Below are 15,073 nucleotides of genomic sequence, written 5' to 3'. Positions count from 1 at the left end.
CCAGAGGAGGAATCGACTTGGAGCTTAAAGAAAAAATAAAAAATCTGCCAACATCTCCAGGGGTGTATTTAATGAAAGACTCCTCTGGTCACATCATTTATGTTGGCAAATCAAAAAAATTAAAAAACAGAGTTTCCTCTTATTTTCAGCATTCGAAAAATCGACTGGGTAAAGTGGAAAAGCTTGTAAAGCATATAAAGGATTTCGACTTTATCCTAACAGATACGGAATTTGAGGCATTGATGCTGGAATGTAAACTAATAAAGGAAATTCAACCTATGTACAATAGGATGATGAAAACGACAAAGGCTTATAATTACATCGTTTTTCGCTGGAAGAAGGGCATCTACCATATGGAGATTGCTAATGAGATGGATAAGGACGACGTTCATTATTACTTTGGCCCTTTCACTAGTAAAGGAACAGTAGAAAATGTGATAAATGGAATAAAAGCATTTTATAAAATGGATTGCTCCCAAGAGAAGTGGAGTCAAGGTCCGTGCTTGAATTATTCCATCGGAAAGTGTATGGGTATTTGTTTTGACCCAATAGCCAAAGAAGCTCACCAACAAATTATTCATCGGCTTATCGCTTTATTGAATAAAAAGAGTAATAGTGTACTAGAAGAGATGTCCACAAAAATGATTGAGGCTTCCAGTAATGTTGAGTTTGAGAAGGCAGCGGAAATTAGAGATACGATAGCAAAAATTAAGGCAATTTTACAAACAGAAACAGTCATCCATTTTATGAAGAAAAATCAACTAATAATTGCAGCAGAGTACTTAGATGATTTTCGTATAAAGGTGTTTTTCATTAGACGAAATGAAATTATCGACCGGGAAATATATATAGCAAATAATGTTGATAGGCAAGATGTAGTGCGGAAGATAAACTCACTCCTTTCGATGGACATTCAACATATCAGTACATTGGAAAAAGAAGAAATGGACGAAGCTTATATTATTTATAAATATTTAAACAGTGGTGATTGTAAGTATACGATTATATCGCAGGAATGGAACAAGAATATGGATAACCTATGGACCAATTTAGTGAAATGACTCTTCCTCAACGAAGAGCAGCTTATTTTTAGATTTATTCTTTTCGGAATAAGAGATAGATCCCCCAAAGCAGAGGAGGAAATAAACATGCTGTCAAAAGAACAAATTTCAGAAATTAAAGAGCTAAAGGACGTTTGTGAGAAAAAGGAAGGCTATGAATTAAAGCTTAACTTCGATATGCTAGAAAACCGAAATGAGGATAATAAAGAGGATTTTTTCCATTATGAAGACGGTAAACTAGTTGGGTTTTTGGGAAGTTACTACTTTGGTAGAAAAGTAGAGTACTGTGGAATGATCCATCCAAATTATCGAAGAAAAGGGATATTTACGAATTTGTTAAATCAAGGATTGGAAGAGGCAAGAAAGAGAGGCGCACAGAACATCTTATTTAATGCCCCTGCTGCATCGCAGAGTGGAAAGGATTTTCTAGTAAGTATTCCATGTACTTATGCTTTTTCTGAACATCAAATGAAATGGCATCAGACAGAGTTAATGGAGGATACAACGATTTCGCTAAGAGCATATGATTATGCTCGAGACAAAGAAATAGAAATTCAGCTTGATGTTTTAGGATTTGGTATGGCGGAAGAGGATGCTCGAGAGTATGTGGAAATACTAAAAGAACAAAATGATAATCAGCGAATGATTATTGAGATAGATGGAAAAGCAGTCGGAAAAATCAGAGTTTCTGAATTAGATGGAGAAGCTTGGATTTATGGTTTTGTGATATTTCCAGAGCTTCGCGGGCAAGGAATTGGCAGAAGGGCTTTAACTAAAGTGGTAAAAATGGAAGAAGCAAAGGGTTTGCCGATTTTTTTAGAAGTAGAAGCCAAAAATGCTCGTGCGCTTAAGCTTTATGAGTCTTGTGGATTTAAAAGCTACCATTCTCAAGATTATTACGAATTTAATATGTAGGTATCCTAAGAAATTGGGATACCTACACTATATTTATATAACTCTTATCGGGCAATAAAACCCCACCGATAGAAGTTTCTTATGTTAAAGGAAGAGTGGTAATACAAGTATTATCATCTTTAAAAGTAGTAAATTCAGTCTTAGTTGTTTTACCATCATAGGAGATGGTAATTTGAAAATCCTTATTGCGAGGAAGCCAAACATCAATAAAACCGTTTTGTTGAGACGTTAGAAGTTCATCTACATAAACATTTCCCTCTTGATCTTCAATATATACAGCAAATTCCTTATTAGCTAATTCCCCGCGGCAACCTGCTAGATTATGGATTGCACATGGATGCGTTTCAGTTAAGTAAGGAGCAAATGAAACGAAAAATTCATCTTTTGGTAAGCGATAGATAAGCTCATCGTTTTCAAGCGTATTTACTGTTAATGTATCAGAACTAATGGAAGCAGTGGTTGCTGACTTCTTACCAGCACTATAATCTTGGACCAGTTGCTTTAGCTCTTTGCCGTCCGTTTTTTCATATCGATTATTTTGATTGATGATCAACAGGACGGTTACAGCAAATATTATTGTAATAAATATCGGAATGATAAGTTTCTTTTTCTTCATTTTAATCGCATTCTCCCTTTCAAGTTTGACTGCTTTTTATAAAGATAACAAAAATAAATCGAGAAATTATGGATGAAAAATGGAGATTTTGTGAATTTTTCGATTCAACTGAAGAAGAGGATAGGTTAGTTATGTAAAAAAAATGTGAAAAAAGTCCTTTCTCTCTCTTGTTTCTCTAACTATTTTCCTATAAAATTTGTAATAGAAGAAAAAGGAAATACATATATTTCATTATTTAAATAGAATAATATGATAAAGGCAAATTCATCGAAAGGTGAAGACGCAAAGCTATAGGGACTAAGATCTTGGAGATTAAGTCAGCCAGTTACCGATTTATCTTTATAAACGGAAGGCTAATCGGTAGAAGATTAGCCTTTTTCCATTATTAGGATAGCAGTAATATGCAGATGATAGTCTCACTAATGATAAGGTGAGGAGAAAGATGGGGATATTCTATTTTTGCTGCGGAATAATGTGTGGTATTTTCTTGTGGATATTAAATGATAAGCGGAAATATAATAAATGGAAATCGAAAATAGAGAAAGAAGATGTTATGTTTCGCTTAGTGGAAAGCTCGAAAGATATCATTTACAGATATGAAGTAAAGCCGCAAATGCGACATTCGTATATTAGTCCTTCTGCCAATTCTATTTTAGGAGATGGCATGGTCAAAGAAATCTATCGAAATCCGTATGTTCCCTTAGAGATTATTCATCCAGATGACTATGATATTATGTATAAAAAACTTCATGGAAAAATTGATTATAGCAAACCTTTAATTCAACGAATGAGATGCTTGGATGGAACTTATAAATGGTTTGAGGAATATGCTACCCCTATATATGAATATGGCGAATTAATAGCTATTCATGGAATCATTCGAAATATTGACGAGAAAGTTATACTACGACAGAATTTAGAGTATCAACTGATCCATGATGCATTGACAGAAGTACATAATCGTTTTTACTTTGAACAGAAGATGGAAGAGTTTGATACAAAAACAGATGAAGCAATCGCCATTATTTTATGTGATTTAGATGAACTAAAGCAAGTAAATGATAAATATGGTCATAAACAAGGTGACGACCTAATCAAAGAAGCTGGAAAATTACTAAACGCTTTTTCTTCTCCGTACATAACGGTCTCAAGAATCGGTGGGGACGAGTTTGTTTTATTAATTCAAGGTATGATAAAGGAAGAAATGGAAGAATTGTATAATAGGATGTCCAGTGAATTAAACGGAAAGGAAGCAAATAGTACGGTGAAGATGTCCATTGGCTTCGCATTCACGCTAAGCTCTCTTGGGAAAATGACAGCATTATTTACACAAGCGGATAAAAATATGTATGAGAATAAGATGGCAAAAAAGAAAAGAGCAAGAGATAATCAACTGGATGTTTCCTTAAAATAATTTATAAGACTTATAAGAGGCTGGAACAAAAGTATTCCAACTAAATATAAACCCAAACAATTATACGTAAATGCTGATTGATAAAACTTCCGTATAATTGTTTGGGTTTTTTATTAATTTTAAGAAAGAAGATTTGTGGTTATTACCCGCAGACTGAATACACTTCGCTTTCCATGGGGCGAGCGCCAAGCCTCCTCGTCACTGCGTTCCTGCGGGGTCTCGGACTTTCTCGCAGCTCCCATAGGAGTCTACGTGTATTCAGTCTGCTCCGTTTTTCCTACTAATTATATTTTCTTTTGAAAAGAATTAGGAAACTTATTGGTTTCGCTAATAAATGAGAGATAGTTCGTTTTACCCATTAGATATTTTCTTTTGTCTCAGTCTCTTATTTTCGGATAAAAAAATGATTTATGCTCCAATACGATTCTTGATGTGATTAGATCCGAAGCTCGTTCCATAATAATAATGTCTTCCTTTTTTCTTTTCCCAATGCAATTGAACGGATGTTTTCTTTCCATCCTCTGTCTCGATAAGGAACGTATCTTGATCAATTCTTCTTCTAGTCTTAACTTGACAACCAGTATTGCTAATATCAACAATATTTCCATTAATCGTTTTTTTAGCTAGATGTATACAGATATCCATACTTGTTTGTTCTCTGATTGTTTTGCGAACTAATTTTTTGGGTTTGTGTTCAGTCTTAAAGAAAAATTGAATAAGTGCGCCAAGTACAGAAGCCTTTGCATAGACCCTACTTGAATAAATATCACTTGATTCAACGAATAATAAGGAAATCAGTCCTTTATATTGGTCAGAATTGATATCCACAAAGGAAACACCTAAGAAATAAGAGTCTTTTTCTTTTGTAACCCATTGTTTCTTTACTTTGATGTCTTTCGCCTTGCCGACATTCAGATATATATCTTCTTTCTGTAACTGTAATCTGTCATATTCCTTTTTATTTAACCTAATCCGTCCACCCGTTTCACTCAGGTCCATAACAGTACAAGGAATTTCTAAGCCGTGGTTATTTGCGATGGTAGCACTTCGTTTGACGGTAAATCTTTCCGTTCCTCTAAATCGAGGTCTTTCAACCGTAATAAGTAAAGCAATAAGAATAGCCAATGCGTTATAAACAACCCAAAATATATTAATGATTAGCATTTCTGTATTTTGATATATCTGAATAGGTGTAAACAGATGAATACCAATCATACATAACGAAACAACAGTCATCAGTAATAGAACAAAGTAGGGAATTGTAAGTTTCCAGTGGAAGTTTCGACTGTCATTTTGAATTCCTTTACTTGTCACATTAAATTTACCTCTCTCTTTGAGGAATACCTCTGACAGTACGGAATATGCCATAAATGGAGCTAGTGATACTTCGTAAATATGACTCCATATAACACTTCTTTTATTATCAGCCATTCTTTTAAAAGCAAGCATGGAAGAGAAGAAGGCTGGAAACCAAAAGATAAGCAATGTTTTAAAATCTGTTTGTATACTGTAAATAGAAAATAGTAAAAATAACAGTGGTGCCAGTAAATAGACCATCTTATAAATTCCGAAGAACCAATAATGAATTCCATCTAAATATAATAATTTTTGCATAAACGATAATCCTTTTATTTTTAAAGGATTCCATTTACGAGCAACTTGAATATTTCCTCTTGCCCATCTGTCTCTTTGTTTAAGCAATTCTGGGAATGTTTCAGCAGATAATCCAACAGCTAACGTTTCATTTACAAACACCGTTTTTTGATTATCAGTCTGTAAGAACATCCCTGTAGCCATATCTTCTGTTATCACACCAGTGGCAAACCCACCGATATCTTCTAATGAAGATCTTCGAAATAATGCATTGCTTCCCACATACATTGTGGCGTTGAAGCGGTCTTTTCCTTCTTCTAATCTACGCATAAAGAAATCTTGTTCATTTGTTAATCGTTGTTCATAGAAAAGATTATATTGAAAAGGGTCTGCATTATAAAAAACTTGTGGTGCTTGTACAAAGGAAACGTCTTTATCTAGAAAGTGACCAACTGTACGTTCCAGAAAATTGATCTTTGGAACCATATCAGCATCCATTGTGACAATGATATCCCCATTTGTAATACTCATGGCATGATTTAAATTACCAGCTTTTGCGTGTTTATTATCTTCTCTTGAAATATAGTATGCTCCAAGCGATTCCGTTAATGCCTTAATTTCCGGTCTTTTGCCATCGTCACATACATATACCTTTACCTTATCTTCGGGATAACGCATTAAGAGACTGCCAGTAATGGTTCTCTTTAATAAGTCTTCTGGTTCATTATAAGTAGCTATAAATACATCAACTGTTGGTAATTCTCGGAAGGAATGTAATGGAATGGTTTTTCTTTTAAATGGTTTCCATGACAGGATAGTAAAAATAATGGACTGTGTGAATCCAGCCCACTCTGTAAATAAAAGTAAAAGTCCGAAAATAAAACTTATTATTCCCACGGTTGGAAGTGTGTAGAAAGTTCGCCAAATTAAATAGACTCCATTTAGCAGAATAAAGGAAAACAAAAGAATGTATTTGGACCAAAGATGTTTTTTTGCTGACATATATAGAAGGAATAGGATAACAGCTAAACCTGCTAAATAATAAAGTTCTATTTGCATATATCTTTGCTCCTTTTATTAGATGTATTTCTTAAATAACGAAACGTATTTTTACCCTTATTGGTAAATCCATCGATTCATTATATAGTGATTCGCCAAATTTTGCATGGATAAAAAAATGGAAAAAGAAAATGGATATTAAAAAAATACAGAAGATATTAAAAGAATACTATTGTTAACGCTTACAAACAGATGGTTTTTCTTCTACAATTTTAACTGTAAGACAAAAGGAAGAACAAATTAAGGGGGAAAAATCAATGAAAAGATGGAAATCCATATCCTTATTACTTGTTGTAATGCTAATTGCGGCTCTGATGGGAGCTTGTAGCAATAGCACAGGTGGTAGCAGTAATAAAATCAGTGTAGGTATTGTCTTGCCAACAAAAGATGAGCCACGTTGGGTTCAAGATGAACAGCGCTTTAAAGATGCGTTAAAAGATTCTGAATACACAACTGAAATTTTATTCAGCCAAGGTTCCTCTGCAAAAGAAAAAGAAAATGTGGAAACATTAATCAATAAAGGTATTGATGTACTTATCATTACACCGCAAGACGGGGCAGCGGCAGCAGCTGCAGTAGAAGCTGCAAAAAAAGATGATATTAAAGTTATCTCCTATGATCGTCTGATTACAGACACAGATGCAGTTGATTATTATGTCACTTTCGATAGTGTAGCTGTTGGTGCAGCTCAAGGGCAGTATTTAATTGATCACTCAGAAGGAAAAGAAGTACCGTTGTATCTTTATGCGGGAGCGGCATCAGATAACAATGCCTTCTTATTCTTTGAAGGAGCATGGAGTGTACTTCAACCGAAAATTGCCGATGGTACATTCAAAATCGCTAACTCAAGTGAGGCAGAAAAGGTAAAAGATAAGCAGGAGCTTAGCCGCGATGAAATGAGTAAAATCCTTGGACAGGTTACGACAAACTGGGATCCAAATGAAGCGAAAAATAAAGCCCAAACACATTTAACTGCAGTTGATACCGAGATGAAGGGTGATGTCGCTGTATTAGCACCAAACGATGGTACAGCACGTGCAATCGCAGATGTATTTGCTTCAGATGGTGATATTTCAAGCTATTTTGTAACAGGTCAAGATGCAGAAAAAGCATCTATTCAATATGTGATTGATGGAAAGCAATCCATGACTGTATTTAAAGATGTTCGCACATTAGTAACCGATGCAATGGGAATTGCCATTGATATCTTAGATGGAAAAACACCAGAAACTACAGGTTCTTATGATAATGGAGAGATCGATGTAAAAGCAAAACAAACAGACGTTATCGTCGTGGATAAAGATAATGTCCAAAAAGAATTAATTGACTCTGATTATTACGAAGCAAGCGAATTTACAGGATTAAAGTAATTTTTAAAAGGGATTAACCAAAAAGTCGACCTCACTTGATGTAATCCATGGAAATTATAAAGTGGATAGATTAAGTGGGGATCGACCCTTTAACCCATTCCCATTAAGATGCAAAGGAGGAAGAAAATGAGTGAATATATTCTCGAAATGAATGGGATTACAAAGGAATTTACAGGAGTTAAGGCATTAAGTGATGTGAATTTCAAAGTTGAAAAAGGAGAAATACATTGTTTAATCGGGGAAAATGGTGCGGGCAAATCGACTTTAATGAAAGTTTTAAGTGGAGTACATCCCTATGGAACATATGATGGAGACATTGTGTTCGAAGATGAAATTCAGCAGTTTCATCGAATTAGTGACAGTGTAAAAACAGGTATTGTTATTATTTATCAAGAGCTTGCATTATTTCCAGATTTAACGGTATATGAAAATATTTTTGCCGGCAATGAAGTCAAACAGGGTGGAGTTATTAACTGGAATCAAACAATTGTACAATCAAAGAAATTATTAGAAAAGGTGAAATTAGATGTCGCTCCAGACACGCTTGTTAAAGATTTAAGTGTAGGAAAAAGACAGCTAATTGAAATTGCAAAAGCATTAAGTAAAGATGTAAAACTTCTAATTTTGGATGAACCGACAGCAGCATTAAACGAAGATGACAGTGACAACTTACTCCAATTATTAAAGGAACTAAAGAAGCAAGGGATTACCTGTATTATGATTTCCCATAAGTTAAAGGAAGTTATCTCGATAGCAGACAAAGCAACTGTTCTTCGTGATGGGAAAACAATTTGTACATTAGATGCTGCACAAGGAGAAATTACAGAAAATATTATTATAAAAAATATGGTTGGTAGAGAAATAGAAGATATTTATCCGAAACGAGATAAGAAGGTAAAAGGAGAATCTGTTTTAGAGTTGAAAAATTGGAGTGCTTATGATCCTCAAATAGGGCGGGAAGTAGTAAAGAATATTAACCTTCATGTAAAGAAAGGTGAAATTGTTGGAATTGCAGGCCTAATGGGATCAGGACGAACAGAACTCGCATTAAGTATTTTTGGTAATGCTAAATCGTATAAAATTCAAGGGGAAATGTTGCTGGATGGGCAGACGCAAAAGCTTAAACACACGAGTGATGCCATTCAAGCAGGAATTGCATATGTAACAGAAGACCGTAAAGGAGATGGATTATTCTTGCTGCAAGACATTAAGAGTAATATCTCCGCTGCTAATTTGAAAGGAATTGCGCAAAAGGGAGTCATTAATCAAAACGAAGAAATTAAGATTGCAGATTCCTATAAAAAGTCGCTTCATATAAAAGCTTCATCTCTTGAACAGCTAGCTGGTAATTTAAGTGGAGGAAACCAGCAAAAAGTATCCCTTGGTAAGTGGCTATTTGTGGCTCCGAAACTATTAATCTTAGATGAACCGACTCGCGGAATTGATGTCGGAGCAAAATTTGAAATTTATAGTGTGATGAATAAGTTAATCGAAGAGGGGTTAAGCATCATCATGATTTCATCAGAGTTAGGAGAGGTACTTGGCATGAGTGACCGAGTATATGTCATGGCGCAAACAGAGATGAAAGGTGAATTGAATATAGAAGAAGCAAATCAAGAAAAAATTATGCAGCTGGCCACACAATAGGAGGGTGGGAAGAAGATGTATCAAGAAGCAAAGACACTTATTCGAGCAAATATTCGTGAATACGGAATGTATATTGCTTTGTTTGTTATTATTCTAGTATTTACAATTATGACAGACGGACTATTTATTTCTTCACGTAATATAAGCAACTTACTAGATTCAGCAGGATATATAGCAGTGCTCGCTGTTGCAATGACGCTAATAATTGTTATTCGTCATATCGATTTATCTGTTGGATTTGTTGCTGGATTTCTCGGTGCTATTGCAGCGATTCTATTAACACAGGCAGGTGTTCCTGTCTATATCGCGATTCCGATTATTCTTATTCTTGGAATTTTAGTAGGTTTGTTTAATGGCCTTTTAGTAGCCCAAGTAGGAATACCGTCATTTGTTGCAACCTTAGCTGGTATGTTGATTTTTCGCGGTGCGTTGCTACAGGTGACAGAGAAGACGGGAACGATTATTATTCAAAATGATGCATTCAATGCGATTGGTAATGGATATATTCCATCGTTATTGGAAGTAAATGGATTGCATCTGTTATCTCTATTAGTGGGATTAGCTGGAATTCTTGTTTATATTTATAGTGAAATATCTAATAGAAATAATAAGCTGAAGTATAAGTTCGATGTTCTTTCTAAACCAATGTTCCTTTTAAAACTAGCATTTGTTTCTGTCATTATTGCCTATATTACATGGATTCTTGCAGGATATAATGGATTTTCATGGACTGTCGTTATTATGCTTGCCGTCGTATTTGTATATCACTTCTTAACAACGAAAACAGTGCTTGGCAGACATATTTATGCAGTTGGAAGCAATCCGGAAGCAGCACATCTTAGCGGAATCAATGTGAAAAAGATTACTTATATTGTTTTCGGATCGATGGGAATGATGGCAGCATTGTCTGGTATTTTATTCACGGCCCGACTCCAATCTGCAACTACTACAGCGGGTACCTTATTCGAGTTAGACGCCATTGCAGCTGCTTATGTGGGAGGCGTTTCAGCAGCTGGAGGGGTTGGAAAAGTAACAGGAGCGATTATCGGAGCAATCGTAATGGCATCTCTTTCAAGCGGAATGAATTTACTAGGAGTTGGTATCTCTTATCAATATATGATTAGAGGAGGCGTTCTTGCAGGGGCAGTTATTTTTGATGTAATGACAAGAAAGTCAAAATAATTAGAGGAGAGACTAAGTCTCTCCTATTTCTGCTAAAACCTCGTTTTCTATCCATTAATCTTGTAATTCTTCACTAGGCTAGACATTTCTTATTCCATTGATTATAAGTATTGTACTATTTAAAAAGGATGCTATGATTTAGTTTGTAGGATGTATTTAATTGGAAGGAGATCGGTGTAGTGCGAAAAACGAGCATGATTGTATTATTAACAGCTATTTTAATTCTTTGTTATTTTACCTTTATTACGGCAAAAAATGTTTTTCGCGCAGATTGGCAGTTTCCCTCTGATCGTGTTACGACTCAAAACCAGCAACGCCTTGTGTTAATCACCCAAGAGAGAGATACTCCCTTTTGGGACAAAGTTGCAGCTGGTGCAAGAAAGCAAGCAGAAGCTGAAGATGTAAGTTTTGAAGTGTGGGGAAGCTATGGCAATAATGAGGAAGATTTTTTGAAAAGTATTGAAATAGCGATCCAATCGAAAGTGGATGGAATAATCGTGCAGGGATTGGATACGGATGAATTTAAAAATTTAACGAAAATAAAAGCATCCTTTTATGGAATTCCTATTATTACGGTTGCCAATGATATACCAATTGCTGATAGTTTACGACGAACCTATGTAGGTTCCGATCAGTTTCTAGCAGGGAAAGAAATTGCCGAACAACTAGTACAAGATATGGGGAAGAAAGGAAAGGTTGTTCTTATGTTTGATTCCAAGGAGGAATATTTTCAAAAACAGCGATTAAATGGTATAGAGGAAATATTTAAACAATATAAAGATATTAACGTTGTCTATGCAAAAACGATTGATACGTCGAAAGAACAAGTAGTTGTTGCAACACAAGATATTTTAAATCGGGAGCCGGATACAAATGCATTCATAGCTATTAATGCGAATGTGCTAGGAACTTTAATTAAAGAAATAAGTAAGCGTTACCAAATAGAGCCGTATTATTTGTATTCTTTTGACGATGGGCCGGAGTCAATCTCTCTTTTAGAAGCGGGAACCTTAGATGCGATGGTGGAGCAATCCCCAGAAGCAATGGGAGAAATGAGTGTGCAGTTGATGATGGAATGGCTAAATGGAGAAAAAGTTCCTTTAGATAAGAATGGCTATTTAACAGACATTAAAGTTCAGAAAGCGAACAATACATATGAATAGTATTCAAAAAAAAATCCTTTTGCTTACAACCATCGTATTGATTATCATGTCTATTATTTGGATAGCACTTACTTATTACAATCATAAAACACAGCAGCAGTATAATGAAATTTTGCAACGCTATTTAAAGTTAAATGAAGTCACCTCTAGCAGTCAAAATATAGTTGCGGATTTAAATAATTATATGATCAATCCATCGGAAGAAAATATGTCAAAGCTTACTCAAAGTAAGAAAAGAATGGAGGACGCAAAACAAGGAGTAATTACGTTAAGAAACGCTGAGAATAATTTCACTCTAACAAATTATGTTCATCTCATGGACAGTTTTATTGAAACCACAAATAGACTTCTTTTATTTTTATCGGAAAATGACGGGGAAGCCGCTGCTCAAGAATTTTCGGAAGTGACGAGAATATCAACATATATCTCAGAGATGTCTCTATCTTTAGTAGATACAGAACTCAAAACCTATGACCGCTTTTACCGCGGAATTATTAAGCAGTCAGGTGAAGTAATGAAACTAGGAATCTTCCTTTTATTATTAATTATGTGTGTGCTCTTTTTTGTGACATACTGGTTTTCGTTAACCATCACAAGACCAATATCGAAGCTAACCCAGGCAGCAAATGAATTATCGAAAGGACGATTTGATTTGCAGGTGAAAGTAGACACAAAAGACGAAATTGCCTTTTTAGCAAGAACTTTTGATCGGATGAGAAAAAATATTAATATGCTTATATCCGAAATAAAGCATAAAGCACAGCTAGAGCACGAATTGCAGCAGAGTAAAATATTGTTGCAGGAAAGTCAGTTTAAAAGCTTACAAAGCCAGATAAGCCCTCATTTTCTCTTTAATACATTAAATACGATATCAAAAAAGGCTTATTTAGAAGGTTCAGAAGAAACAAGTGATTTGTTAGTTAGTGTTGCAGGAATCCTTCGGTACAATTTAAAACAACTAGATCGGTCCGTGACGCTTCGAGAGGAAATAATGGTTTTAAAGCAATATATGGATATTCAAAAAGCAAGATTTACAGATAGACTTCAGTTTTTCATGGAGATAGATGAATGTTGCCTAAATAGAAGAATTCCGTCATTAACTTTACAGCCGATAATTGAAAACGCTGTTATCCATGCGGTGGAACCGAGTGAGGATGGCGGAACGATTTGGATACGAGTAAAGGATGAGATGGAGGAAGTTCTAATTGAAATTGAAGATGATGGGATTGGTATTCCGCTAGAAAAAATACAACAGTTACTAGCAGAAAATTTACATCCTTTTGAAAAGGAATCAAAGGGCATCGGAATAGGCTTTAGCAATGTGGTAAAAAGACTGCGACTTTTTTATGGTGATGATGATGTAATAACGATTAAGAGTCAGGTGGGCTCAGGAACTAAGGTGATCATTCAAATAAAAAAATAGGGTGTGGGATGATGATAAAACTCCTCATTGTAGATGACGAACAATTAGAGAGAGAAGGAATGGAGGCGATTATTAAGAAGGGCTTTCCTGATACAAAGATAATGCAAGCGAAAAATGGAAAAATGGCAATTGAATTAGCGAAAACATTTCAACCGGATTTAATCCTAATGGATATTAAAATGCCTGGTCTCAATGGATTAGAAACAATTGAAAGGATTACGGCTCTAAATTCGATGATTCGCTTCATTATGGTAACTGCTTTTGATACATTCGAATATATGCGCCAAGCGATTAAGCTAGGAGTAAAGGATTATATTCTTAAACCGAGTCGAGCAAGTGAAATAATAGCAACAGTCGGCAAGACATTTCAACAAATTAAAGAGGAACAAAGAGAAGCTGTGATGAGAAAGTTTCAAGAAGAGGCATTCCAAAAAGCACTCTCGCTTGTTGAAACAGATGTGGTGACACAATTGTTATTTGATCATGTTCATGAAGTGCATGTTGATATGCTTGTTGAAATGTTAGAGACACCGTCCACGAATGAAATGTTTATCATGCTAGTGTTGATGCCAACGGGAGCAGAGTCCCTTTATCCTATTATAAAAGAAAAAATCAGAGAAACGAAAAGCTGTTGGATAGGTGCACTATATGGTAGTCATCTTCCAATTATTGTGTTTAGAGATGAAAAGCATTCTTTTCGCACACAAGCAACAGTATTGGCTCATCAATTACTATCCATTCTTAAGCGAACGCAGGGAGCAGAGTACTTTATTGGAATCGGCAATGTCTCCTCTTCCCTGGAGAAAGTTCGTCAATCGTATCACGAAGCCCTTTTTGCAACAATGGATGTTTCATCTCCAGTAAAATATCGATTTTATTCAGATGAAATGTCGGCTACCAATGATTCAATAACTGGAAAGCTTGTAGAGCATCGGAAAAAGGAATTCGCTGATCAAATTCGAATAGGGCAATGGGAAAATGTACGAAAATATATTTTATATATTATACAGTACTACGAAAAGGAAGGGGCAGATGTACTCCATACACAGCAGCGAATATTAGAGATTCTTTGGATTGTGTCACGAGTGATGGATGAGATGGGCATAGAATCAGATATTCCTTTATATGCATATAAGCCATTGAATTTTCGCCAACTGCAATTAGAAACGACGAGATTGCTTGATAAGATGATTCATTCCTTCAAACAAAGAACAGATCGATTAGAAGCAGATGCGATTCATCAGTTGAAACAATATATTCTAACGCATTCCCAAGAAGATATTTCTTTAGAGTCATTGGCAAGGAAAGTTGGTCTGAGTCCCATTTATATAAGCAAGATTTTTAAAGAAAAACAAGGAATTAATTACATTGATTTTTTAACAGAGTGTCGAATTGAAAAAGCAAAAGAATTAATACGAGATACAGATAAGAGTATCAAAGAAATTACCTTTGAAGTCGGTTACCACGATCCGAATTATTTTAGTAAAGTCTTTAAAAAGCTTTGTAATATGTCACCAAAGGAATATCGGAAATTATTATTAGTGAATAAATCATTATAGTTTCTTCTTTCAAAAACAAGTTCCTTATGAAAAAAAGCTAAAGGGAAAACAGCGAATATAAATAGGAGAGA

The 15,073-nt window shown here is 35.1% G+C and carries 11 protein-coding genes and 1 riboswitch; of the genes, 9 read left to right on the top strand and 2 right to left on the bottom strand.

The features are described from left to right. Positions 1 to 17 precede the first annotated feature (17 nt). Positions 18 to 1,061, top strand: coding sequence for a UvrB/UvrC motif-containing protein (locus tag NST60_RS06855; RefSeq protein ID WP_341098447.1), 1,044 nt, complete (start codon positions 18 to 20; stop codon positions 1,059 to 1,061). An 87-nt stretch (positions 1,062 to 1,148) separates the two neighbouring features. Continuing rightward, on the top strand, positions 1,149 to 1,976 hold the full coding sequence (locus tag NST60_RS06850) for a GNAT family N-acetyltransferase (protein ID WP_016202701.1): 828 nt from the start codon (positions 1,149 to 1,151) through the stop codon (positions 1,974 to 1,976). Between the two features lie 79 nt (positions 1,977 to 2,055). Here the strand turns inward: NST60_RS06850 and NST60_RS06845 are convergent, their stop codons facing one another. Then, the gene (locus NST60_RS06845) at positions 2,056 to 2,592 is read right to left on the bottom strand and encodes a CueP family metal-binding protein (protein WP_169187942.1); all 537 of its coding nucleotides are present in this window, start codon (positions 2,590 to 2,592) and stop codon (positions 2,056 to 2,058) included. Between the two features lie 247 nt (positions 2,593 to 2,839). Then, positions 2,840 to 2,925, top strand: a riboswitch (cyclic di-GMP riboswitch). 109 nt (positions 2,926 to 3,034) lie between these two features. Here NST60_RS06845 and NST60_RS06840 point away from each other — a divergent pair. Continuing rightward, positions 3,035 to 4,006 (top strand): sensor domain-containing diguanylate cyclase, encoded by a 972-nt coding sequence (locus tag NST60_RS06840; RefSeq protein ID WP_169187943.1) that lies wholly within the window; start codon positions 3,035 to 3,037, stop codon positions 4,004 to 4,006. Positions 4,007 to 4,414: 408 nt separating this feature from the next. Here NST60_RS06840 and NST60_RS06835 read toward each other — a convergent pair whose 3' ends face one another. Then, positions 4,415 to 6,658, bottom strand: coding sequence for a glycosyltransferase (locus NST60_RS06835; RefSeq protein WP_169187944.1), 2,244 nt, complete (start codon positions 6,656 to 6,658; stop codon positions 4,415 to 4,417). A 257-nt stretch (positions 6,659 to 6,915) separates the two neighbouring features. Between NST60_RS06835 and NST60_RS06830 the strand changes: the two genes are divergently transcribed. The 6 genes from NST60_RS06830 to NST60_RS06805 all read left to right on the top strand — a co-directional run bounded on the left by NST60_RS06830 (position 6,916) and on the right by NST60_RS06805 (position 15,002). Then, positions 6,916 to 8,028, top strand: coding sequence for a sugar ABC transporter substrate-binding protein (locus NST60_RS06830; protein WP_169187945.1), 1,113 nt, complete (start codon positions 6,916 to 6,918; stop codon positions 8,026 to 8,028). Positions 8,029 to 8,154: 126 nt separating this feature from the next. Further along, on the top strand, positions 8,155 to 9,675 hold the full coding sequence (locus tag NST60_RS06825; protein WP_016202707.1) for a sugar ABC transporter ATP-binding protein: 1,521 nt from the start codon (positions 8,155 to 8,157) through the stop codon (positions 9,673 to 9,675). 15 nt (positions 9,676 to 9,690) lie between these two features. Continuing rightward, on the top strand, positions 9,691 to 10,857 hold the full coding sequence (locus NST60_RS06820; protein ID WP_016202708.1) for a sugar ABC transporter permease: 1,167 nt from the start codon (positions 9,691 to 9,693) through the stop codon (positions 10,855 to 10,857). A gap of 179 nt (positions 10,858 to 11,036) precedes the next feature. Then, positions 11,037 to 12,020 (top strand): sugar ABC transporter substrate-binding protein, encoded by a 984-nt coding sequence (locus NST60_RS06815; RefSeq protein WP_016202709.1) that lies wholly within the window; start codon positions 11,037 to 11,039, stop codon positions 12,018 to 12,020. Then, complete coding sequence (locus NST60_RS06810) at positions 12,013 to 13,443, top strand: sensor histidine kinase (protein WP_101729622.1); 1,431 nt, start codon at positions 12,013 to 12,015, stop codon at positions 13,441 to 13,443. Before NST60_RS06815 ends, NST60_RS06810 begins: the two co-directional genes overlap by 8 nt. Positions 13,444 to 13,454: 11 nt before the next feature. Then, a complete protein-coding gene (locus NST60_RS06805; RefSeq protein ID WP_016202711.1) occupies positions 13,455 to 15,002 on the top strand; it encodes a response regulator in 1,548 nt (515 codons plus the stop codon). Positions 15,003 to 15,073: the final 71 nt, after the last annotated feature.

The sequence above is a fragment of the Niallia sp. FSL W8-1348 genome (assembly GCF_038006745.1).
Taxonomy (GTDB): domain Bacteria; phylum Bacillota; class Bacilli; order Bacillales; family Cytobacillaceae; genus Niallia; species Niallia alba.
The sequence above is the reverse complement of the archived record's forward strand: the minus strand, read 5'-3'. Positions and strand labels throughout refer to the sequence as shown.